20 protein-coding genes and 1 pseudogene are annotated in these 20,748 nt (G+C 69.7%); 16 read left to right on the forward strand and 5 right to left on the reverse strand.

Annotation, left to right across the window (positions count from 1 at the left end):
- Nucleotides 1-82 precede the first annotated feature (82 nt).
- Nucleotides 83-502: a hypothetical protein gene (locus HNR28_RS15005; protein ID WP_151025582.1), complete on the forward strand. Its 420-nt coding sequence runs from the start codon at nucleotides 83-85 to the stop codon at nucleotides 500-502.
- Nucleotides 503-774: 272 nt separating this feature from the next.
- Here the strand turns inward: HNR28_RS15005 and HNR28_RS15010 are convergent, their stop codons facing one another.
- The 3 genes and pseudogenes from HNR28_RS15010 to HNR28_RS15020 all read right to left on the reverse strand — a co-directional run bounded on the left by HNR28_RS15010 (nucleotide 775) and on the right by HNR28_RS15020 (nucleotide 6,614).
- Nucleotides 775-1,923 (reverse strand): PDDEXK nuclease domain-containing protein, encoded by a 1,149-nt coding sequence (locus HNR28_RS15010; protein ID WP_151025581.1) that lies wholly within the window; start codon nucleotides 1,921-1,923, stop codon nucleotides 775-777.
- Nucleotides 1,920-3,118, reverse strand: a pseudogene (locus HNR28_RS15015) (tyrosine-type recombinase/integrase). Before HNR28_RS15015 ends, HNR28_RS15010 begins: the two are co-directional and overlap by 4 nt.
- 280 nt (nucleotides 3,119-3,398) lie before the next feature.
- The gene (locus HNR28_RS15020) at nucleotides 3,399-6,614 is read right to left on the reverse strand and encodes an Rne/Rng family ribonuclease (RefSeq protein ID WP_184143014.1); all 3,216 of its coding nucleotides are present in this window, start codon (nucleotides 6,612-6,614) and stop codon (nucleotides 3,399-3,401) included.
- A gap of 484 nt (nucleotides 6,615-7,098) precedes the next feature.
- Here HNR28_RS15020 and HNR28_RS15025 point away from each other — a divergent pair, with 484 nt between their 5' ends.
- The 4 genes from HNR28_RS15025 (at nucleotide 7,099) to HNR28_RS15040 (ending at nucleotide 10,565) form a co-directional block, all read left to right on the forward strand.
- Nucleotides 7,099-8,058 (forward strand): RluA family pseudouridine synthase, encoded by a 960-nt coding sequence (locus HNR28_RS15025; protein ID WP_244978325.1) that lies wholly within the window; start codon nucleotides 7,099-7,101, stop codon nucleotides 8,056-8,058.
- Nucleotides 8,055-8,771 (forward strand): HAD-IA family hydrolase, encoded by a 717-nt coding sequence (locus HNR28_RS15030; RefSeq protein ID WP_151025569.1) that lies wholly within the window; start codon nucleotides 8,055-8,057, stop codon nucleotides 8,769-8,771. Before HNR28_RS15025 ends, HNR28_RS15030 begins: the two co-directional genes overlap by 4 nt.
- A 124-nt stretch (nucleotides 8,772-8,895) precedes the next feature.
- Complete coding sequence (gene msrP / locus HNR28_RS15035; RefSeq protein ID WP_184143039.1) at nucleotides 8,896-9,870, forward strand: protein-methionine-sulfoxide reductase catalytic subunit MsrP; 975 nt, start codon at nucleotides 8,896-8,898, stop codon at nucleotides 9,868-9,870.
- The gene (locus tag HNR28_RS15040; protein WP_184143017.1) at nucleotides 9,870-10,565 is read left to right on the forward strand and encodes a protein-methionine-sulfoxide reductase heme-binding subunit MsrQ; all 696 of its coding nucleotides are present in this window, start codon (nucleotides 9,870-9,872) and stop codon (nucleotides 10,563-10,565) included. Before msrP ends, HNR28_RS15040 begins: the two co-directional genes overlap by 1 nt.
- A 131-nt stretch (nucleotides 10,566-10,696) precedes the next feature.
- Here HNR28_RS15040 and HNR28_RS15045 read toward each other — a convergent pair whose 3' ends face one another.
- Both HNR28_RS15045 and HNR28_RS15050 read right to left on the reverse strand, forming a co-directional pair.
- Nucleotides 10,697-11,404 carry an SAM-dependent methyltransferase gene (locus HNR28_RS15045; protein ID WP_221291702.1) on the reverse strand — a complete coding sequence of 236 codons (708 nt, stop codon included), beginning with the start codon at nucleotides 11,402-11,404 and terminating at the stop codon, nucleotides 10,697-10,699.
- A gap of 17 nt (nucleotides 11,405-11,421) precedes the next feature.
- Nucleotides 11,422-12,009, reverse strand: coding sequence for a Maf family nucleotide pyrophosphatase (locus HNR28_RS15050; protein WP_151025303.1), 588 nt, complete (start codon nucleotides 12,007-12,009; stop codon nucleotides 11,422-11,424).
- A gap of 204 nt (nucleotides 12,010-12,213) precedes the next feature.
- On the opposite strand from HNR28_RS15050, the gene HNR28_RS15055 reads away from it, so the two are divergent.
- The 11 genes from HNR28_RS15055 (at nucleotide 12,214) to HNR28_RS15105 (ending at nucleotide 20,748) form a co-directional block, all read left to right on the forward strand.
- Nucleotides 12,214-12,663: a YceD family protein gene (locus tag HNR28_RS15055; RefSeq protein ID WP_170288515.1), complete on the forward strand. Its 450-nt coding sequence runs from the start codon at nucleotides 12,214-12,216 to the stop codon at nucleotides 12,661-12,663.
- A 65-nt stretch (nucleotides 12,664-12,728) separates the two neighbouring features.
- The gene (gene rpmF / locus HNR28_RS15060) at nucleotides 12,729-12,911 is read left to right on the forward strand and encodes a 50S ribosomal protein L32 (protein WP_043680877.1); all 183 of its coding nucleotides are present in this window, start codon (nucleotides 12,729-12,731) and stop codon (nucleotides 12,909-12,911) included.
- A 31-nt stretch (nucleotides 12,912-12,942) separates the two neighbouring features.
- Nucleotides 12,943-14,001, forward strand: a complete 1,059-nt coding sequence (plsX, locus tag HNR28_RS15065; protein WP_151025301.1) for a phosphate acyltransferase PlsX — start codon at nucleotides 12,943-12,945, stop codon at nucleotides 13,999-14,001.
- A gap of 21 nt (nucleotides 14,002-14,022) precedes the next feature.
- Complete coding sequence (locus tag HNR28_RS15070) at nucleotides 14,023-14,997, forward strand: beta-ketoacyl-ACP synthase III (RefSeq protein ID WP_043680882.1); 975 nt, start codon at nucleotides 14,023-14,025, stop codon at nucleotides 14,995-14,997.
- A gap of 24 nt (nucleotides 14,998-15,021) precedes the next feature.
- Nucleotides 15,022-15,954: an ACP S-malonyltransferase gene (gene fabD / locus HNR28_RS15075; protein WP_151025304.1), complete on the forward strand. Its 933-nt coding sequence runs from the start codon at nucleotides 15,022-15,024 to the stop codon at nucleotides 15,952-15,954.
- A 1-nt stretch (nucleotide 15,955) separates the two neighbouring features.
- On the forward strand, nucleotides 15,956-16,696 hold the full coding sequence (fabG, locus tag HNR28_RS15080; RefSeq protein WP_043680885.1) for a 3-oxoacyl-ACP reductase FabG: 741 nt from the start codon (nucleotides 15,956-15,958) through the stop codon (nucleotides 16,694-16,696).
- A gap of 187 nt (nucleotides 16,697-16,883) precedes the next feature.
- Nucleotides 16,884-17,123, forward strand: coding sequence for an acyl carrier protein (gene acpP / locus HNR28_RS15085; protein WP_043680887.1), 240 nt, complete (start codon nucleotides 16,884-16,886; stop codon nucleotides 17,121-17,123).
- A gap of 259 nt (nucleotides 17,124-17,382) precedes the next feature.
- Nucleotides 17,383-18,612, forward strand: coding sequence for a beta-ketoacyl-ACP synthase II (fabF, locus tag HNR28_RS15090; protein ID WP_043680890.1), 1,230 nt, complete (start codon nucleotides 17,383-17,385; stop codon nucleotides 18,610-18,612).
- A gap of 31 nt (nucleotides 18,613-18,643) precedes the next feature.
- Nucleotides 18,644-19,243 (forward strand): RNA polymerase sigma factor RpoE, encoded by a 600-nt coding sequence (gene rpoE, locus HNR28_RS15095; RefSeq protein WP_151025300.1) that lies wholly within the window; start codon nucleotides 18,644-18,646, stop codon nucleotides 19,241-19,243.
- Nucleotides 19,244-19,252: 9 nt separating this feature from the next.
- The gene (locus tag HNR28_RS15100) at nucleotides 19,253-19,759 is read left to right on the forward strand and encodes a sigma-E factor negative regulatory protein (RefSeq protein ID WP_043680896.1); all 507 of its coding nucleotides are present in this window, start codon (nucleotides 19,253-19,255) and stop codon (nucleotides 19,757-19,759) included.
- Complete coding sequence (locus tag HNR28_RS15105) at nucleotides 19,759-20,748, forward strand: MucB/RseB C-terminal domain-containing protein (RefSeq protein ID WP_151025299.1); 990 nt, start codon at nucleotides 19,759-19,761, stop codon at nucleotides 20,746-20,748. Before HNR28_RS15100 ends, HNR28_RS15105 begins: the two co-directional genes overlap by 1 nt.

Below are 20,748 nucleotides of genomic sequence, written 5' to 3' on the forward strand. Positions count from 1 at the left end.
ACTCGGCTTCTTGCATGGATGATCCCTCCTGATGTGATCATGAAGGGGTCAGTTCTCCATGTCGCCAGGGGGTCAGTTTGTCATGTCGCCTGACATCGAGTACGGCGCTGCGGGCTTCAATATCACCTCGTATGAGGATGACCCGCTTTACCAGATAGACGAAGCGAACCAGCGGATCACCTTTCAGCTCAAGCGCGATTCCTATACGCCGGTCGCAGTGCTCAAGGCGTTCATGAAGATTGGCCTGACATTGCTCCCCGACGAAGAAGTCGGAAACTTCCCACACTTGATGAGTTGGGTGAGGTCAACCGACCACAGTCGTCGATTTGCGGATCAGTGCCCGATCATTCGTACATTTCAGCCAGGGCCAATGCCGAACGATTATTTGTCCTGCGGCGAAAAGCTCACGTCGCGAACTATCCCTACATGTTCTTGGTACTGGCCTACGGGAACGAGGTATTCCAAGTGCAGTTACCGTCGGAAAAACACGACCTCGCCCTGAACGGTCAGCCAGTTTCAATTCTTCCCTTTCCGACACCGGGTTCACCAGACCCGGCACGGTATGGGCCATCCAAGGTTCGGGTGCTGGATCTAACCGGGCGTGAGGTAGTCAAAGGAGAGGTCGTTCCGGTTCAAGTTGGCTACGAACTTGCCGTCCACAAGACGGGGCCAGACGCGGCCTCGGAAGCGTAGAGCGATAAGAGGCGCGGGGTGCAGCCCGTGAACCCGACGGCGGCACGCCAGGACGCCCGGCTATTGCTGGAGTTTCCGGGACTACTTCGACGTACGCAACTCCAACAGGTGCCGCGCGGTTTCCAGCTCTTTCTGCAACAGTTCGGCATCCGGCAGCACGGTACGGTAGTTCGCCGCCATCACCTTCGAAGGCAAGCCTTCCAGCGCATACCGCGCCAGCGCATGGCCCTTGTCTGCGCACAGAATCAAGCCCACGGGCGGGTTTTCCTCGGGGTAGGCCCAATGTTCCTTGGCATAGTTGCAATACATGTGCATCTGGCCCACGTCCGCATGGGTCAGGCTCCCTAGCTTCAAGTCGATGATGACTAGGCAGCGCAACTTGCGATGGAACAGCAGCAAGTCCACCCGATACCAGGTCTGGTCGATGCGCAAGCGCCGCTGCCGCCCAATGAAGGTGAACCCTTCACCCAGCTCCAGAAGAAAATCTTCCAGCCGCCGGATCAAGGCGGCTTCCAGATCGGACTCCGAATACTCGTCCTTGAGGTCGAGGAACTCCAGCACATACGGGTCCTTGATGGCATCGCCCGGAGCGACGGCATCCTCGGGCTTCGGCACCGCGCCCTTGGCCAGCATCGCCGCTTTGTTTTTCGACAGCGCCGTGCGCTCATAGAACTGGCTGCCGATCTGCCGGTCAAGCTGGCGCACGCTCCAGCCGCCACGCAGCGCCTCGATTTCGTAGAACCGGCGGGCATGGTCGTGCTTGACCATCAGCAGCCGGACATAAGCTGACCACGGCAGCGTGAACACCTGCGCCAGCTCGGCGAGGCTCAATTTCCCAGGCACCGTCTGGGATTTCTGGCCGGGCGGCTCGTTTCCCAATTTCCCAGACAGTGTCTGGGAAATCTCGGAAACAGGGTATGCGAGGAAGAACCGCCGCATGTTCTCCAGGTTGTTGACGCCAAAGCCCCGCCCAAACCGCGCGGTCAGGTCAGCGGACAACCGGGCCATCAACTGTTCGCCGTACCCCGCGCGCCGCTTGCCCTGTTGTTCGGCCTCCACGATGCGGCGGCCAATCTCCCAGTAGCTGGCCGTCATCAGCGCATTGACGCTGCGCGCTGCTGCCTGGCGCGCGGCATTGAGCAGTTCCACGATGCCGCCGTGGATGCCCGCGTAGCCGGCAGGTACGGCGGCGGGTGCGGCTCCCACCGCCGCAGGGGTCTTCCTGGTCATGCGACCACCTGCGCAGGCCGCTGCGCCTCGGTGATCGTCTTGCGCCGGTTCGCCACCAACTCGGCGGCCTTGCGCACCGGGTCGTCCTCGGTGTGGACGTAGCGCATGAACATCGCCACGGTCTTGTGCGCCGTCAGCGCCATGCCGACCTTGACAGGGATGCCCGAGTTGGCAATGTCCGTGGCCGAGCGATGGCGGATGCCGTGCGTGCCCACATGGGTCGCGCCAGCCGCCTTGAGGGCGCGGCTCCAGCCGCCGTAGTACTCGCCCGTGGTCAGATGCTTGCCGGGGTGGCGCGGAGAAGGCAGCACGTAAGGGCTGCCCTCCTGCCGTGGGGCCGTCGAGAGCAGCCGGTAGGCTTCCTCGCTCATGGGCTTGGACATGCCGCCGGTCTTGCTGTCGGGCCAGACCACACGCCGGTTTTCCAGATCCACCCAAGCCCATTCGAGCGTGACGACTTCGGAGCGGCGACCGGCGAACTCGAACTGCAGGCGGATCGCCAGCGGGATGACGTAGTTCTCCAGGCCCTCGGCCTCGATGTGCTCCAGTCGCCGAAACAGCTTGCCCATGTCCTCGTCGCTGATGAGGTGGGTGGCCTTGCCGTTGGGGTACATCGGGACGTGGCGGCAGGGGTTGGTGCCGTCCGGCCGGTGGCCCCCACCTCGGCCAGGTTGAACATCTTGCGCATCACGCTGAAAGCGCGGTTCGCCTCGGCCGGCTTGTGGGCCATCTTCTTCATCGCCGTGGCCACGTCCGGCCGCTTCACATCCTGCACCTTCATGCGGCCCAGCATCGGAACGATGCAGCGGTCTATGACGGCCTGATACCCCCGCTGGGTGCTGGGCTTGTTGCGCTGCTTGGAGTAGTCCTCCATGAACTTGGTGCAGAGCTCCTTGACCGTGGGGGCTGCGCGGGCAGCGGCCTTGGCCGCGCTGGGGTCGCCGCCCCGGCGCACCTCGGCCAGCCATTCCTGGGCCAGCGAGCGGGCCTGCTCGACGGTCAGTTCCCCGTACAGGCCCAGAGCGGGCTTGCGCCGCTCGCCGGCGTTCGTGCGGTACTGGAGCATGAAGACCTTGCGGCCCGCTGGTGTAACCTTGCACAGGAAGCCGGGCACCAGCGTGTCCCGGAGTTCGACGGCCTGCGCCTGGGGTTGCGCAGCATCGACTGCGGACTTGGTGAGCTTGAGTTTTGCCACGATGACTCCTCGGAAAGACCCGATTCCCAAGAGCCATGTAGGGGCCAGCAGAGGGGAAGCCGGGTCAGGTCTCGGAAAGCACCGGCATATGTTGAGCTCGCCTAAGTTATTGATAAACCTGCTGTATCGGGCTTCGGCGTTGTCCAGCGAAGTTCGGTGCTGGAGTCATGGTGAAATGAAAAATGCCCGAAGCCGGGGCTTCGGGCATGGTGTGCCGCCGGGCCGCTCCAAGGCAGGCGGCGCCCTCCTTTCGGGGGAGGGGCGCCTTCCCGGGGTGGCCTCAGTGCGAGGTTTCCACCTGCTGCAGCGGTTCGTCCTGCGTCCGCGCGGCCGGCTTGCGGGCGCGGCCCAGGGGCTTGGGCGGCGCGGGCGGCACGTAGGGCGCGGTGGAGCGGGTCTCGACCATCTGCATGCCGGCGGCCTGCAGGGACTCGTCCAGCGAGGGCAGGGCGATCGGGTGGGACGCGTCCGGCGCGGCGGCCACCGAAGCCGGGGCCGGTGCCGGTGCCGCAGGCGCGGCTGCCGGCGCGGCCTGGACGGCGGCGGGCGCTTCCTGGGCCGCGGCTTCGTCCGCCTCGGCCTGGGCCGCGTCTTGCGCGGCCGGCTCGACCGCCGGAGCGGCTTCGACAACGGGCGCGGCCTTAGTGGCGGGCTCGGTCTGGGCGACGGGCCCGGCTTCGGCGACAGGCTCGGCCTGGGCGACCGGCTTGGCGGCAGGCGCGGCCTCGGCCACGCGGGCGGGTTCCGCCGCCGGTGCGGAGGCGGCGGCCGGAGCCGGCTCGGCCGCGGGCGCCGGTGCAGTTTCCACGGGAGACTGGACGGGCGCCACGGGGGTCCGGGCGGGTGCTTCGCCGGCGGCTTCGGCCTGGGCCTGGGCCGGCTCGACCGGCGTGCGGGCGGGCTCGGTGGGCGCGGGCCGGGCAAGCGGGGCATCGGCCGTGGTTTCGGCCGACGCCGGCGCGGCGGAGGCTTCGGCTGTCAGCGCTTCGGGGTCGAAGCGCGGCGTCTCGTGTGTTTCGATGGTCGGCGCATCGCCATCGGCCGAGGCGTCCTCGGTGGCGGCCAGGTCGGCGGCATCGCCGTTGCGGCGGCCGCGGCGGCCGCGGCGGCGGCGGCGCTTGCGTTCCGGGTCCGGGCTGTCCAGGTCGCCGTCGGCATCGGCGTCCACGGCCGGGCCGGCGACCGGCGCATCCTCGTCCTCGGCTTCAGGCAGGCTGCGCGGCGCATCCGGCAGGCCGTAGGCGTTTTCAGAGGGGGCCTGGACGGCGGCCGGCGCGTCGGCCGCCGGGGCGGTCAGCTCGTCGGCCTGGAGGTCGGCCGTTTCGCCCGCCTGCACGGCCATTTCGTCCGTGCGGCCGCGGCCCCGGCCACGCCGGCTGCGGCTGCGGCGCGGTTCGGCGGTCTCGTCCTGGACTTCGGCGACGACGGCGGTGTCGGCCTGGGCCGGCACGGCGGCGTCCGCGGCCGGGCGTTCGCGGCGGGAGGCCGGCCGGCCTTCCGGACGTTCCGCGCGCTCGGCGCGTTCCGGCCGTTCGGCGCGTTCCGGCCGTTCACCGCGTTCCGTGCGTTCACCGCGTTCCGTGCGTTCACCGCGTTCGGCACGCTCGCCGCGGCCGGTGCGTTCGCCGCGGGGCGCGTCGGTGCGGCGTTCGCCGCGGCGGCCGCCATTGCGGCCGGTGGCGCCGCGCCGGCGGCCGTCGCCGGATTCACGCGACGGAGCGGGCGCGGCCGGCTCGGCGGCGGGGGCTTCGGCTTCGGCGGCCGGGCCGGTAAACCAGCCGAACAGGCGCTTGAGCAGGCCGCCCTGCGGCGCGGCGGGCGCCGCGGCGACGGGTGCCGGAGCAGGGGTTTCGGCGGCGCGCGGCGCGCGTTCCACGTGGGCCGGCGCCGGCTCGGCGGGCTGGATGCCCTTGACCAGGGCCTCGGGCCGGGCCTTGGCTTCCTGAGCCTTGTTCGGCTGCCAGACGAGCTTGTCCTCGGGTTCCTGGGCGAGCTCGAAGCTGGTCTTGTTCTCGTCCAGGCGCGGATCGTCGTGGCGCAGGCGCTCGATGTGGTGGTGCGGGGTTTCCAGGGACTTGTTCGGGATCAGGACCAGATTGACCTTCAGGCGGGACTCGATCTGGCTGATGTCGCGGCGCTTTTCGTTGAGCAGGAAGGTGGCGACGTCGACCGGCACCTGGGCGTGCAGGGCGGCCGTGCCTTCCTTCATGGCTTCTTCCTGGAGCAGGCGCAGCACGTGCAGGGCGCTGGATTCGGCGTCGCGGATCACGCCGGTGCCGGTACATCGCGGGCAGGTGACGTGCGAGCCTTCGTTCAGGGCCGGGCGCAGGCGCTGGCGGGACAGTTCCATCAGGCCGAAGCGCGAGATCTTGCCCATCTGCACGCGGGCGCGGTCGAAATGCAGGGCATCGCGCAGGCGCTGTTCGACGGAGCGCTGGTTCTTGCTGTCCTCCATGTCGATGAAGTCGATCACGATCAGGCCGCCCAGGTCGCGCAGGCGCAGCTGGCGGGCGACTTCGTCGGCGGCCTCCAGGTTGGTGCGCAGGGCGGTTTCCTCGATGTCGGCGCCGCGCGTGGAGCGCGCGGAGTTGACGTCCACCGCCACCAGGGCCTCGGTGTGGTCGATCACGATGGCGCCGCCCGAGGGCAGGGTGACCGTGCGCGAGTAGGCGGTCTCGATCTGGTGTTCGATCTGGAAGCGGGAGAACAGGGGCACGTCGTCGCGGTAGCGTTTCACGCGGTTGACGTTGTCGGGCATGACCACGCTCATGAAGGCGGTCGCCTGATCGTGAATGTCGTCCGTATCGATCAGGATTTCGCCGATTTCAGGCGAGAAGTAGTCGCGGATGGCGCGGATGACCAGGCTGGATTCCAGGTAGATCAGGATCGGCGCCTTGTTTTCGCGGGCGGCGGCGTCGATGGCGGTCCAGAGCTGCAGCAGGTAGTTCAGGTCCCACTGCAGTTCCTCGACGCCGCGGCCGATGCCGGCGGTGCGGGCGATCATGCTCATGCCGGCCGGGATTTCCAGCTGGTCCATGGTGTCGCGCAGTTCCTGGCGGTCTTCGCCCTCGACCCGGCGCGACACGCCGCCGCCGCGCGGATTGTTGGGCATCAGCACCAGGTAGCGGCCGGCCAGGGAGATGAAGGTGGTGAGGGCCGCGCCCTTGTTGCCGCGTTCTTCCTTTTCGACCTGGATGATGAGTTCCTGGCCCTCGGCCAGGGCGTCCTGGATGCGGGCGCTGCGCACGTCCACGCCTTCCTTGAAGTAGCTGCGCGCGACTTCCTTGAAGGGCAGGAAGCCGTGGCGGTCTTCCCCGTAGTTGACGAAGCAGGCTTCCAGTCCCGGCTCGATGCGGGTGATGACGCCCTTGTAGATGTTGCCCTTGCGCTGCTCGCGCCCGGCGGTCTCGATGTCCAGGTCGATCAGTTTCTGGCCATCGACAATCGCGACGCGTAATTCTTCTTGGTGCGTCGCATTGAACAGCATGCGTTTCATGAGTGTGTTTCTCCGTAGTCAGGGCGCGCCGGATTCGGCGCACGGCCACGGGTCACTCGGTGTGCGATGCGGCAGTCTGCGAGGGGATCGGTGCGCTGACGAGGTCAGGCCGCGCCGGTCTCCTGGGGAGGGGGCACGGTGCGCCGGGGGGCGCGGGGTTCTGTCAGCAGGGAGGTCAAGGGCACGATACGTGGTTGACGAAATTGATTGCTGGGAACGGCGGACGCCGGCCATGGGGCCGCATCCGGTGCGGAAGAGCGAGCAGAATCTGCGGCGTCGCACGCGGCCTGACGTCGATTCCAGCGCCCGGCGGCAGCGCGCGGGGGAGGGAACCGGGACGGAGCCGGCGACCAAGGACCTGGAGGCTGGAAGTGAGGCAGTACAATGGGGTCCCTGCTGCCCGACGGAGATGCATCCATTGCGTCTCTACGCCCGGCGGTTTCCAGCCTCTATGGGCTGTTGCGATTATATGCCGCTTTTCCCTATGCGCAAAATAGTTGATCCGCCCGCCCCGCCGCCGGCCGTCCGCCTCGTGGTGGTCGGAACCGAGCACGAGGGGCAGCGGCTGGACAATTTCCTGCTGCGGGTCTGCAAGGGCGTGCCCAAGAGCCACGTCTACAAGGCCATCCGCGACGGCCAGGTCCGGGTCAACAAGGGCCGCAGCCGGGCCGACGTCCGCCTGGCCAGCGGCGATTCGGTGCGCATCCCGCCGCTGCGCCTGCCCGCGCCGGGCGCCGCCGCGCCGGTGCCGCCGGCCGACTTCCCGGTGCTGTACGAGGACGCTCACCTGCTGGTGATCGACAAGCCCGCCGGGGTGGCCGTGCACGGCGGCAGCGGCGTGTCCTTCGGGGTGATCGAGCAGCTGCGCGCCGCGCGCCCCGCCGAGCGCCTGCTGGAACTGGCGCACCGCCTGGACCGGGAAACCTCCGGCGTGCTGATGGTGGCGCGCAGCCGCAAGGCCCTGGTGGCCCTGCACGACATGATGCGCGAGAGCCGGGGGCGCAAGCACTACCTGGCGCTGGTCGTGGGCGACTGGGTCAACGACCGCCAGCACATCCGCCTGCCGCTGCTCAAATACCTGACGCCGGACGGCGAGCGCCGGGTGCGCGTCGACGCCCTGGGCAAGCCCGCCCACACCATCGTCACCCTGCAGCGCCGCTATGGCGGGCGCTATTCCCTGGTGGGGGCCGAACTGCGCACCGGGCGCACCCACCAGATCCGGGTGCACCTGGCCGCGCAGGGGCACCCGATCGCCGGCGACGAGAAATACGGGCCGGACGCCGTGCGCGCCGCCCTGGCCGCCCAGGGCTTCCGGCGCATGTTCCTGCATGCGCACCGGCTGGAGATCCCCCATCCGGTATCCGGCGAACCCCTCGTCTTTGAATCCCCGCTGCCGCCCGCCTGCCGGGCGCTGCTGGACCAACTGGAGCATGCCCGCCCATGAACGCCCCCGACCCGACGGCGATTCCCCCGGCACCGGTTCCGGGCCTCGACGCGCCGGTCAAGCAGTATCGCGCCGTGATCTTCGACTGGGACGGCACGCTGCTGGACTCCACCCATCACATCGTCGGCGCGCTGCTGGGCGCCTGCCGCGACCTGGGGCTGCGCGAGCCGTCCCGCGAGGAAGCCGGCTGGGTCATCGGGCTGTCGCTGCAGGCGGCCCTGTACCGCCTGGTGCCGGAACTGGGCGCCGACCGCGTGGACGCCTTCGTCGGCCGCTACCGCGCGCACTTCATGGCGCTGCAGCACGAAATGCGGCTGTTCGAGGGCCAGGCGCAGCTGCTGCGCGAACTGAGCGCGGGCGGGGCGGTGCTGGGCGTGGCCACGGGCAAGAGCCGCCGCGGCCTGGACGAGTCGATCGAGCGCCTGGGGCTGCACGATCTGTTCCACGCCACGCGCACCGTCGACGAGGCGCGCGGCAAGCCGGATCCGGACATGCTGCTGCAGCTGCTGGCCGAGCTGGACCTGGCGCCGGAGACGGTGCTGATGGTGGGCGACACCACCCACGACGTGCTGATGGCGCAGGCGGCCGGGGTGGACAGCCTGGCGGTCGCCTACGGCGCGCATGCGCCGTCCCTGCTGGAGTCCGCCCGGCCGACGGCGCTGGCCGCCACGGTGCCCGACATGCAGGCCTGGATCCGGGCGCGCGCGGGCTGATTTCCGGCGCATGGCAAGCCCATGCATCCGAAACGGGGCGTTCAGGCTGGAAGGCAATCCGCCGGCGGGCGGGGAACCTTTCCGCACGATTGAGGCCTAAACTGGATTGTCTTCCGACCGGTGGATCATCATGCGCGCACCCTGGGAAATCGGCATCCGGCCCTCCGAAATCACGTCCGAACCCGTCTGGCGGTCGCGGCGGCGATGGCTGCGGCAGGCGGCCCTGGGCACGCTGGCGCTGGGCGCGGGCGGTGGCCTGGCCCGGGCGGCCGGCCCCGCCGACGGGGCGGAGGGCCCCGCGCTGCCGGCCCCGCGCGCGGCCCGCTGGTCCACCGACGAGCCGCCCAACGCCTGGCGCGACATCACCACCTACAACAATTTCTACGAATTCGGCACCGGCAAGGGCGATCCGGCCGAATACGCGGGGCGGATGCGGCTGGAGCCCTGGACGGTGCGGATCGACGGCGCCGTGCGCAAGCCCCTGACCCTGGACCTGGACGCGCTGCGCCGGCTGGCGCCCCTGGAAGAGCGCGTCTACCGGCTGCGCTGCGTCGAGGCCTGGTCCATGGTGATCCCCTGGACCGGCTATTCGCTGTTCCATCTGCTGCGCCACGTGGAGCCGACGGCCGACGCCCGCTACGTGGTGTTCACCACGGCCCTGCAGCCCGAGGCCATGCCGGGCGTGTCGGCCGGCATCCTGGACTGGCCCTACGTCGAAGGCCTGCGCATGGACGAGGCCATGCATCCGCTGGCGCTGCTCGCCTTCGGCGTCTACGGCCGCGCCCTGCCGCCGCAGAACGGCGCGCCCCTGCGGCTGGTCGTGCCCTGGAAATACGGCTTCAAGTCGGCCAAGTCGCTGGTCGGCATCCGCCTGCAGGCGCAGCCGCCGGTCACCAGCTGGATGCGCGCTGCGCCCCGGGAATACGGCTTCTACGCCAACGTGAACCCGGCGGTGCCGCATCCCCGCTGGAGCCAGGCGACCGAACGCCGCATCGGCGCCGGCTTCTTCGCGCCGCGCCTGCCCACCCAGCCCTTCAACGGCTATGCCGAGGCGGTGGCCGGGCTGTACGCGGGCATGGACCTGGCGCGCAACTTCTGATGGGCGCGCGCGCGGATGGGGCCCGTCCCGCGGCTTCGGCCTCGGCCCCGGCTGCCGCCGCGCGCCGGCCGCGGCCGGGCGGCGGCCGGGTGCTGGGCGCCTGCGTCCATGCCTGCGGCCTGTTTCCCCTGCTGCGCTGGATCGCGCTGGGTCTGGCCGGGGGCCTGGGCGCCAATCCGCAGGAATTCCTCACCCGTTCCTCCGGCCTCTGGGCGCTGGCGCTGCTGTGGGCCACCCTGGCCGTGACGCCGGCGCGCCGCCTGGGCTGGTCCGGCCTGCTGCGCCACCGGCGCAAGCTGGGCCTGTACGCCTTCTTCTATACCGCGCTGCACGTCCTCGCCTGGGCGGTCTGGGACCGGGGCGGAGCGCCGGCCTCGATGTGGACGGACCTCTGGGCGCGCGACTTCATCGGCGTGGGCGCGCTGGCCGTGCTGTGCCTGATCCCGCTGGCGGCGACCTCCACGCAGGGCTGGATGCGGCGCCTGGGGCGCGGCTGGAAGCGCCTGCACATGCTGGTCTACCCGGCCGCGATCCTCTCGGCGCTGCATTTCGACTGGATGCGGGCGGGCAAGAACGATTTCCTGGAACCGCGCCTGTACGCGGCGGTCCTGGCGCTGCTGCTGGCCGCGCGCCTGCCGGGGTGGTGGCGCGGCCGGCGCGCGGCGCGGCGCGGCAGCCCCAGGGCGTCAGGCTGAACCGATCTGCGGGGCTGGCCCGCCTTGCCGCTCGCAAGCGGCCCGGACCCGGCAGGCGCGGGACGGTCCGCGGGGATGGCTGTCCTGTGTCCGGCCTTGGTCCGCCCCGTACAGAAACAAACAGCGTCGGCTCAGTCCGCCAGGTACAGGAACAGCGTCGGCTTGCGCTCGAAGTCCGGCGGCCCGGCCTTGCGCCACTGGGCGATGGTGCGCGTGGCGATGGCCTCGTCGTCGCAGGTCAGCGCGCTGGCGACGCACAGCCGCGTCGTGTCGCGCAGGGTGCGCAGCAGCGCCTCGAACAGCGCGGCGTTGCGGTAGGGGGTCTCGATCAGGATCTGGGTCTGCCGCTGCTTGTGGGACGCCGATTCCCAGGCGCGCAGCTGGGCGTCGCGCTCGTGCGCCTTGACCGGCGCGTAGCCGTGGAAGGCGAAGCGCTGGCCCTGCAGGCCGCTGGCCATCAGGCCCAGCATGATGGACGAGGGTCCGGTCCAGGGCACGACGCGGATGCCGGCGGCATGCGCCTGGGCGACCACCAGCGCGCCGGGGTCCGCGACGGCCGGGCAGCCGGCCTCCGAGACCAGGCCGAGGTCCTGGCCGGCGGGCACGGCGGCCAGCCAGGCGCGGATTTCCTCCGCCCGCGTGTCCGGCTTCAGGGTGTGGATGGTGATGTCCTGCAGCGGGACGGCGGTCTCGATCTGCTTCAGGAAGGCGCGCGCCGATTTCGCGTTTTCGGCGATGAAGCAGCGCAGCGTGGCGGCGATCTCGCGGGCGGCGCGGGGCAGCCAGCGTTCCGGGTCCGCCTGGCCCAGGCCGACGGGGATCAGGTGCAGGGTGGTCATGATCGGGGTGAATAAGCCTAAGTCTCGGGATGGGGGGCCAGGGGTTCCAGGCCGAAGGCCCGCAGCATGCGGCACAGCGCGATCAGGGGCAGGCCGATCAGGGCGGTGGGGTCGTCGCTGCGCATCCGCTCCATCAGCGCGACGCCCAGCTGCTCGGCCTTGGCGCTGCCGGCCGTGTCGAAGGGCTGCTCGACGCGCAGGTAGTGTTCGATCCGGGCGTCGTCCAGGGCCAGGAAGCGGCATTCGGTCGGCACCTGCTCCAGCAGCTGCCGGCGTCCGTCGGTGACGCACAGGGCGGTGTGGAACAGGACGTCGCGGCCGCCGAAGCGGCGCAGCTGGTCGCGGGCGGCCTCGAAGGAGCCCGGCTTGCCGATGGGTTCGCCCTGGAACACGGCGACCTGGTCCGAGCCGATCACCAGGGCGCCGGGGTGGCGCGCGGCGATTGCGGCGGCCTTTTCGCGCGCCAGGCGCAGCGACAGGTCGAGCGGCGATTCGCCCGGGCGCGGGCTTTCGTCGATGTCCGGCGACTGGACGGAAAAAGGCAGGTTCAGCCGCCGCAGCAGGGCGCGGCGGTAGGGCGAGCTGGAAGCCAGTATGAGCGGCATGGGGAAATCCTGGTGAAGTCCGTCAGTTTAGCGTGCACAGGATTGAGCGCGTACGGGAGCAGCACGCAGGAACGCACAGGAACATTGACCCTGCCCCCCATGATCAAGTATCATCTAGAGTTTTCCCGAGTACCAATTTCCATGGTCATCGATGCGACCGGTGATATGGCCGGTTTTGCGCGGGCCGGACGGAGCCTGGAGGGTGTGACGCGAACGAGCCAGTTCGCGCGCCTGTGCCAGGACCTGCCCGGGCAGCAGGACGGCGACATCCGCTGGCGCGTGCGCGGGCGGTTCGATGCGCCGACCGGACGGTCCTGGCTGGATGTCGAGGCCGAAGGGCCGGTGCGGGTCGTCTGCCAGCGCTGCCTGGAAGCCTTCAGCCTGACGCTGCGGGTGTCCAGCACGCTGGGCCTGGTGGAAACCCAGGCGCAGCTGGATGCCATGGATGCGCTCGAAGCCGAAGGCCAGGGCCCCGAGATCGAATATCTCGTCGCCGGGCAGCGCCTGGATGTCCCGGGCCTGGTCGAAGACGAACTGATCCTGGCGCTGCCCTACGCCCCCCGCCACGACGTGTGCCCGGGGGACGGGGACGCGGCGGAGCCGCCCCGCCGGCCTTCGCCGTTCGCGGTCCTGGAACGGCTCGGGAAAGACTGAATTTTCGTTCAACACACGGGCTCGTGCTTACCTTAAAATGAGCGGCCCCGATCACAGGAGTCATCATGGCTGTCCAGCAAAACAAAAAGAGCCCGTCCAAGCGCGGCATGCACCGCTCGCACGATTTTCTCACGGCTCCCGCCACGGCCATCGAGCCGACCACCGGCGAACTGCACCTGCGCCACCACATCAGCCCGAACGGCATCTATCGCGGCCGCAAGGTCCTGAAGACCAAGAACGACGAATAAGTCATCCGCGCACCGGTCTTTCCCCGCGCCGATGTCCCATTCCCATCCGATCATCGCCATCGATTGCATGGGCGGTGACCATGGCCTGCCGGTCACCGTGCCGGCGGCGATGGCCTTCGCCCAGTCGCATCCCGATACGCGGTGCCTGCTGGTCGGCGACGAGGCCCTGATCCGTCAGGTCCTGCAGCAGAACGCGGCGTCCGCCGGCCAGTTCGAGATCCTGCACGCCTCCGAAGTCGTCACCATGCACGATTCGGTGGAAGTCGCCCTGCGCCGCAAGAAGGATTCCTCGATGCGGGTGGCGGCCCAGGCCGTGAAGGACGGCCGCGCCGACGCCGCCGTGTCGGCCGGCAACACCGGCGCCTGGATGGCGATCTCCCGCTACGTGCTCAAGACGCTGGACGGCATCGACCGCCCGGCCATCGCCACCGCGCTGCCCAACCAGCAGGGCGGCTCCACCACGGTGCTGGACCTGGGGGCCAACGTGGACTGCACGGCCGAGCACCTGCTGCAGTTCGGCCTCATGGGGGCCGCGCTGGTGTCCGCCGTGGACCGCCGCGCGCAGCCCTCCGTCGGCCTGCTGAACATCGGCGAAGAACTCATCAAGGGCAACGAGGTCGTCAAGCAGGCGGCCGACCTGCTGCGCGGCAGCGGCCTGAACTTCTACGGCAACGTCGAGGGCGACGACATCTTCAAGGGCACGGTGGACGTGGTCGTCTGCGACGGCTTCGTCGGCAACGTGGTCCTGAAGTCCATCGAGGGCCTGGCGCGCATGATCGGCGCCATGATGCGCGAGGAATTCCGCCGCAACCCCTTCACCATGGCGGCGGGCCTGGTCGCCACCCCCGTCCTGCAGCGCTTCCGCGCCCGCGTGGACAATCGCCGCTACAATGGGGCGGCCCTGCTGGGCCTGCGCGGCATCGTCATCAAGAGTCACGGCTCGGCCGACGCCTATGCCTACGGCCAGGCGCTGCAGCGCGCCCGCGAGGCCGTGCTCAACGGCCTCCTCGAAGGCACCATCCAGCGCCTCGACGCCCTGCGCGGCCGCACGCCGCCCTCCGCGGCCGGCGAATCGGCCCCGACGGCCTAGTCCTCTTTTTCCGGAATCGATATGCCTTACGCCAGGATCACAGGAACGGGCGGCTATCTGCCCCCACGCGTCGTCAGCAACGATGATCTGGCCGCCGACCTGGCCACGCGCGGCATCGAGACTTCCGATGCCTGGATCACCGAGCGCACCGGCATCCGCCAGCGCCACATCGCCGATCCGGGCACCAAGACCAGCACCCTGGCCACGGCGGCCGCGCGCGCGGCGCTGGACAACGCCGGCCTGACGGCCGAGCAGCTCGACCTGATCATCGTCGCCACCTCCACGCCGGACTTCATCTTTCCCAGCACCGCCTGCCTGGTGCAGGCCAATCTGGGCGTGGGCGGCGCCGCCGCCTTCGACGTCCAGGCCGTGTGCAGCGGCTTCGTCTACGCCCTGGCCACCGCGGACGCCTTCGTGCGGGCCGGCCGCGCGCGCCACGCCCTGGTGATCGGCGCCGAGGTCTTCTCCGGCATCCTCGACTGGAACGACCGCCGCACCTGCGTGCTGTTCGGCGACGGGGCCGGGGCCGTGGTGCTCAGCGCCGCCGACGAGCCCGGCATCCTGGCCGCGCGGCTGAACGCCGACGGGCGCCAGCAGCACATCCTGTGCGCCGCCGGCAGCGTCGCGGGCGGGCAGGTCACGGGCGATCCCTTCCTGCGCATGGACGGCCAGGCGGTGTTCAAGCTGGCCGTCAATTCCCTGACGCGCTCGGCGCGCGAGGTCTGCGACGACGCCGGCATCGACGTCTCCGAACTCGACTGGATGGTGCCGCACCAGGCCAACATCCGCATCCTGAATTTCATCGGCCGCAAGCTCGGCCTGCCCGAAGAAAAGCTCATCGTCACCCTGGACCGCCATGCCAACACCTCGGCGGCCAGCGTGCCGCTGGCGCTGGACGTCGCCTGGCGCGACGGCCGCATCCGTCCCGGCCAGACCGTGCTGCTGCAAGGGGTGGGCGGCGGCTTCACCTGGGGCTCCGTCCTCGTGAAAATCTGAAGACCACATCCTGAAGACCGCATGATGAAGATCGCATTCGTATTTCCCGGCCAGGGCTCGCAGGCCGTCGGCATGATGGACGCCTGGGCCGGGGACGCCGGCGTCCAGGCCACGCTGCGGGCCGGCGACGAAGCGCTGGGCGAGGACCTCTCCGGCCTGATCGCCCACGGTCCCGCCGAGACCCTGAACCTCACCGTCCACACCCAGCCCGCCATGCTGCTGTGCTCCGTCGCGATGTACCGCGCCTGGCGCCAGGCGGGCGGCGCCGCCCCCGCCCTGGTGGCCGGCCACAGCCTGGGCGAGTATTCCGCCCTGGTGGCGGCCGGCGCGCTGGACCTGGCCGACGCGGTGCGCACCGTGCGCGTACGCGCCGAGGCCATGCAGTCCGCCGTGCCGGTGGGCGAGGGCGCCATGGCCGCCATCCTGGGGCTGGACGACGAGGCCGTGCGCCAGGCCTGCGCCCAGGCCGCCGAAGGCCAGGTCGTCGAGGCCGTCAACTACAACGCCCCGGCCCAGGTCGTGATCGCCGGCCACACGGCGGCGGTCGAGCGCGCCTGCGAGAGCGCGCGCGCCGCCGGCGCCAAGCGCGCCGTGGCCCTGCCGGTGTCGGCGCCCTTCCATTCGCGCCTGCTGGAGCCGGCCGCCGCCGTGCTCGCCCGGGCGCTGGCCGGCGTGGCCGTGGCGTCTCCGGCCATCCCCCTGATCAACAACGTCGATGTCGCCCGCCCGGCCGAGCCGGACGCCATCCGCGACGCGCTGGTGCGCCAGGCCTGGCACCCGGTCCGCTGGGTCGAGACCATCCAGGCCATGAAGCGCGACGGCGTCACCCACGTCGTCGAATGCGGGCCGGGCAAGGTCCTGGCGGGCCTGGTCAAGCGCATCGACCGCGAAATCAACACGTTCAACATCACCGATCCGGCGTCCCTGCAACAGACGCTGGAAGCTCTGGGAGGCTGACATGTCGGAACCTGTACTGACGGGCAAGATCGCCCTCGTGACGGGCGCATCGCGCGGCATCGGCCGCGCCATCGCCCTGGAACTGGCGGCCGCGGGCGCCACGGTCGTGGGGACGGCGACGTCCGAGGCCGGCGCCCAGGCCATCACCGAAGCCCTGGCGCCCCAGGGCGGGCGCGGCGCGGTGCTCGAAGTCAACGACGCGGCGGCCTGCGACGCGCTGCTGGCCGAACTGGCCGCCGAAGGCGGGCCGCACATTCTGGTCAACAACGCCGGGATCACCCGCGACGGCCTCATCCTGCGCATGAAGGACGAGGACTGGGCCGCCGTGCTGAACACCAACCTGTCGGCCGTGTTCCGCCTGTCGCGCGGCGTGGCCAAGACCATGATGAAGGCCCGCTGGGGCCGCATCGTCAACATCACCTCGGTGGTGGGCTACAGCGGCAACCCGGGCCAGGTCAACTACGCCGCCGCCAAGGCCGGCGTGGCGGGCCTGTCGCGTTCCCTGGCGATGGAGCTCGGCAGCCGCGGCATCACGGTCAACTGCGTGGCCCCGGGCTTCATCGACACCGACATGACGCGCGCGCTGAACGAAACCCAGACCGCCGCGATCCTGGGCCAGATCCCCCTGGGCCGGCTCGGTTCGGCGGCGGAAGTCGCCCATGCGGTCGCCTACCTGGCCAGCCCCCAGGCGGGCTACGTAACAGGGACGACGCTCCACGTCAATGGTGGTATGTACATGTAGGCATTCGGAACGGAGCCGGCCCGTCTAAGGTAAAATCCGTTCAACCTCAGCAGGCAGGCCCCGGCGCGACCGCGCTTCCGGAATGGAAGCCGTCCGGCGGCGGGGGCTGTTTTTTTGACACAAACCCGCAGCCCCGTCGGTCTCATTTGGCTATAATTCGCGGGATTTTTCTCAACTGGAGATATGCATGGAAAGCATCGAACAGCGCGTCAAGAAGATCGTCGCTGAGCAACTCGGCGTCAACGAAGCCGAGATCAAGAACGAATCTTCCTTCCTTGACGACCTCGGTGCCGATTCGCTCGATATGGTCGAGCTCGTGATGGCCCTCGAAGACGAATTTGAAACCGAGATTCCCGACGAGGAAGCCGAGAAGATCACGACGGTCCAGCAGGCGGTCGACTACATCACCTCGCACAGCAAGCAATAATCATCACCACCCTGCTGCGGCTTGCCGCGCCAGGGCTCGACGGCCTGACGCACCGAGCCGGACAGGCTGCCGGGGCGGTTCGCGGCGGGCGCCATCGGCGGGCTGAAACAGCCCGTCCCATCCGGCCCGCCGCGGACCGCCTTTTTCGTCCCGCGGCCATGCCGGGACGAAAACGCCCCCCGGCGGGGCGGCGGGCCGATCCGGTCCGCGGAGTCCTTTTTCATTTTCATTCTTCGTTCTAGCATCAGGAGCCGAGTCAGTGAAACGACGTGTCGTCATAACCGGATTGGGCATCGTCTCGCCCGTGGGCAACGATGTCCAGACCGCATGGGACAACCTCATCCACGGGCGTTCGGGCATCGGCCGGGTGACGCGTTTCGACGCCTCGGTGCTCAACAGCCAGATCGCGGGCGAGGTCAAGGGCTTCAACGTCACCGACTACATGGGCGCCAAGGAAGCCAAGCAGATGGATACCTTCATCCATTACGGCGTGGCGGCCGGCATCCAGGCCTGGCGCGATTCGGGGATGGACATCGCCACGGAAGACGCCGACCGCGCCGGCACCATCATCGGCTCGGGCATCGGCGGGCTGCCGCGCATCGAGGAAACCCAGATCGAATACCTGCAGCGCGGCGCGCGGCGCATCTCGCCGTTCTTCGTGCCGGCCTCGCTGATCAACCTGATCTCGGGGCAGCTCTCCATCATGCTGGGCCTGAAGGGCCCCAGCTACGCCGTGGTCTCGGCCTGCACCACCGGCCTGCATTGCATCGGCGACGCCGCGCGCCTGATCGAATACGGCGACGCCGACGTCATGGTGGCGGGCGGCGCCGAAAGCTCGGTCTCGCCCCTGGGCATGGGCGGCTTCGCCGCCATGCGCGCGCTGTCCACCCGCAACGACGATCCCGAGACGGCCTCGCGGCCCTGGGACCGCGACCGCGACGGCTTCGTCCTGGGCGAAGGCGCCGGCGCGCTGGTGCTGGAAGAATACGAGCACGCGCGCCGCCGCGGCGCCCGCATCTACGCCGAATTCCTCGGCTTCGGCATGAGTTCCGACGCGCACCACATCACCAGCCCGGACCAGGACGGTCCGCGCCGGGGCATCCTGCACGCGCTGCGCAACAGCGGCGTCAGCCCCGAGCAGATCAGCTACGTGAACGCCCACGGCACCTCCACCCCGCTGGGCGACAAGAACGAAACGGCGGCGCTCAAGCTCGCGTTCGGCGACCATGCGTACAAGCTGGTGGTGAATTCCACCAAGTCCATGACCGGGCACCTGCTGGGCGCGGCGGGCGGCATCGAGGCCGTCTTCACGACCCTGGCGGTGCACCACCAGATCTCGCCCCCGACCATCAATCTGTTCAACCAGGATCCCGAATGCGACCTGGACTATTGCGCCAACGAGGCGCGCGACATGAAGATCGACGTGGCGCTGTCCAATTCCTTCGGTTTTGGCGGCACCAACGGCTCGATGCTGGTGGGGCGCCTCTGATCGCGCGCCCGCGCGGCACCCGGGGGATCGCATGACCGAGCGCGAGGCCGATCTCGCGCTGGTCGAGCGCGTCAGGCGCGGCGAGCGCCACGCCTTCGATCTGCTGGTCATCAAGTACCAGCGCAAGATCATGCGGCTGCTGTCGCGCATGATCCACGACCCGGCCGAAATCGAGGACGTCGCCCAGGAGGCCTTCATCAAGGCCTACCGCGCGCTGCCGCAGTTCCGCGGCGACAGCGCCTTCTACACCTGGCTCTACCGCATCGCCCTGAACACCGCCCGCAACTGGCAGGCGGCCAGCTTCCGCCGGCCCGCCACCGTGACGCCCCTGGAAAACGAGGACGGTGAAACTTTTGACCAGATCGATGGCCTAAGCGATCACAGTACCCCAGAATCGCTGATGGCCAGCCGGCAGGTCGCCCAGGCCGTCAACGAGGCCATCGACGAACTGCCGGACGATCTGCGTCTTGCGATCGTGCTGCGGGAAATCGAAGGGATGAGTTATGAAGAGATCGCCAGCACCATGCAATGCCCCATCGGCACCGTCCGTTCGCGCATCTACCGCGCCCGCGAAGCCATCGCGGCCCGCCTGCGGCCGGTCATGGAACGCGATTCCGAGCGCCGCTGGTAAGGAGCCGTCATGAACGCCAAACCCGATTCCGCCGCGACCGAACGCGCCTGGGAGGCCTCCGTGTCCTCCTGGGTGGACGGCGAGGCCGACCTCCGTGCCGAGGAGCTGGACACGCCCTACGGGCGCCAGCTCTGGGACACCTACCACCTGATCGGCGACGTCATGCGCAGCCCGGACCTGGCGATCCGCCCGTCCGAGCGCTTCTACGTGCGCGTGTCGGCCGCCATCGAGGCCGAACCGCCGATCGTCGCACCCTCGCCGCTGGCGCGGCGCCACCTGGTGCGCAACGGCCTGTCGGGGCTGGCGGTGGCCGCGGCCGTGGCCTCCGTCGTCTGGATGGCCCGTCCCTTCTTCTTCGCGTCGGACGCGCCGCCCGCCGCCGCGCCGGTCGTGGCGCAGGCCGACGAGCCCGAGGCCGCCGATCCGGGGCTGGCCGACTACATGGCCGCGCACCAGTCGATGGCGGGCGCCGGCGCGGTGCGCCAGGTGTCCTACGACGGGATGGGGGCGCGCTGATGCCGGGCTGGGCGCGGGCCGGACGCCGGGCGGGGCTGTGCCTGGGGCTGGCCCTGTCGTGGGCCGCCGCCGTCGGCGCGGCCGAGGCCGATCCGCTGGCCTTCCTGCGCCAGGTCCAGGCCGCCGCCCGCACCCTGGACTACGCCGGCGTCACCGTCTACCAGCAGGGCCGCATGCTGCAGGCCACGCACCTGGTGCACCAGGTGGACGGCACCGGCGAACGGGAGCGCCAGGAAGTCCTGGACGGCTCGCCGCAGGAATGCCTGCGGCAGAACGGCATGGAACAATGCCTCCTGCCGGAGCACCGGCTGATCGTCATGCGGCCCGCGCACAGCGACCATTTCCCGGCGCTGCTGCTGGGCGAGGGCGAGGCCGTCCCGCGGCACTACGAATGGACGCCGCTGGGGCGCACCTACCGCGTGGCCGGGCGCGAATGCGCCGTGTCCGAACTGCGCGCGCGCGACGCCCTGCGCTACAGCTACCGCATCTGCACCGACCTGCAGAATCACCTGCTGCTCAAGAGCCAGACGCTGGACGCCGAGGGCCGCCTGGTGGACCAGGTGGCCTTCAGCAGCATCCATTTCGGCGCCGACATCCCACCCGGCGCGCTCGCCTCGCGCTGGAACACGCGCGACTGGCGCCTGCGCACCGAAACCAGCCGGCCGGCCAATCTCGCCGCCCAGGGCTGGCGCTTCGCGCCGCCCGCCGGATTCCAGCCCATCGCCGAACTGACGCGTCAGATGGGGGCCGGTCACGCGGTGGACCAGCTCGTGCTGTCCGACGGACTGGCGGCGATTTCGATCTTCATTGAAACCTTTGATCCGAAACGCGATCAAAGCATCAGACAGGGCGGCCTGCGACAGGGCGCGATCAGCATCTACCGCATGCGGCTGGCCTCCTACTGGCTGACCGCGGTCGGCGAGGTGCCCGCACAGACCGTGCATGACCTGGCGCACGCCGTGCAGTACCTGCCCCAGGCCGCCCACTGA

The organism is Castellaniella defragrans (assembly GCF_014203015.1).
Lineage (GTDB): Bacteria > Pseudomonadota > Gammaproteobacteria > Burkholderiales > Burkholderiaceae_B > Castellaniella > Castellaniella defragrans.

Bases quoted from the DNA above. Each gene is read 5' to 3' on its own strand.
- acpP (WP_043680887.1), top strand. From the start codon at position 16,884: ATGGAAAGCATCGAACAGCGCGTCAAGAAGATCGTCGCTGAGCAACTC.
- HNR28_RS15050 (WP_151025303.1), bottom strand. From the start codon at position 12,009: ATGCCGCTCATACTGGCTTCCAGCTCGCCCTACCGCCGCGCCCTGCTG.
- plsX (WP_151025301.1), top strand. From the start codon at position 12,943: ATGTCCCATTCCCATCCGATCATCGCCATCGATTGCATGGGCGGTGAC.
- HNR28_RS15020 (WP_184143014.1), bottom strand. From the start codon at position 6,614: ATGAAACGCATGCTGTTCAATGCGACGCACCAAGAAGAATTACGCGTC.
- fabD (WP_151025304.1), top strand. From the start codon at position 15,022: ATGAAGATCGCATTCGTATTTCCCGGCCAGGGCTCGCAGGCCGTCGGC.
- HNR28_RS15045 (WP_221291702.1), bottom strand. From the start codon at position 11,404: ATGACCACCCTGCACCTGATCCCCGTCGGCCTGGGCCAGGCGGACCCG.
- HNR28_RS15105 (WP_151025299.1), top strand. From the start codon at position 19,759: ATGCCGGGCTGGGCGCGGGCCGGACGCCGGGCGGGGCTGTGCCTGGGG.
- HNR28_RS15010 (WP_151025581.1), bottom strand. From the start codon at position 1,923: ATGACCAGGAAGACCCCTGCGGCGGTGGGAGCCGCACCCGCCGCCGTA.
- HNR28_RS15070 (WP_043680882.1), top strand. From the start codon at position 14,023: ATGCCTTACGCCAGGATCACAGGAACGGGCGGCTATCTGCCCCCACGC.
- HNR28_RS15030 (WP_151025569.1), top strand. From the start codon at position 8,055: ATGAACGCCCCCGACCCGACGGCGATTCCCCCGGCACCGGTTCCGGGC.
- rpmF (WP_043680877.1), top strand. From the start codon at position 12,729: ATGGCTGTCCAGCAAAACAAAAAGAGCCCGTCCAAGCGCGGCATGCAC.
- HNR28_RS15040 (WP_184143017.1), top strand. From the start codon at position 9,870: ATGGGCGCGCGCGCGGATGGGGCCCGTCCCGCGGCTTCGGCCTCGGCC.
- HNR28_RS15005 (WP_151025582.1), top strand. From the start codon at position 83: ATGTCGCCTGACATCGAGTACGGCGCTGCGGGCTTCAATATCACCTCG.
- rpoE (WP_151025300.1), top strand. From the start codon at position 18,644: ATGACCGAGCGCGAGGCCGATCTCGCGCTGGTCGAGCGCGTCAGGCGC.
- HNR28_RS15025 (WP_244978325.1), top strand. From the start codon at position 7,099: ATGCGCAAAATAGTTGATCCGCCCGCCCCGCCGCCGGCCGTCCGCCTC.
- HNR28_RS15100 (WP_043680896.1), top strand. From the start codon at position 19,253: ATGAACGCCAAACCCGATTCCGCCGCGACCGAACGCGCCTGGGAGGCC.
- fabG (WP_043680885.1), top strand. From the start codon at position 15,956: ATGTCGGAACCTGTACTGACGGGCAAGATCGCCCTCGTGACGGGCGCA.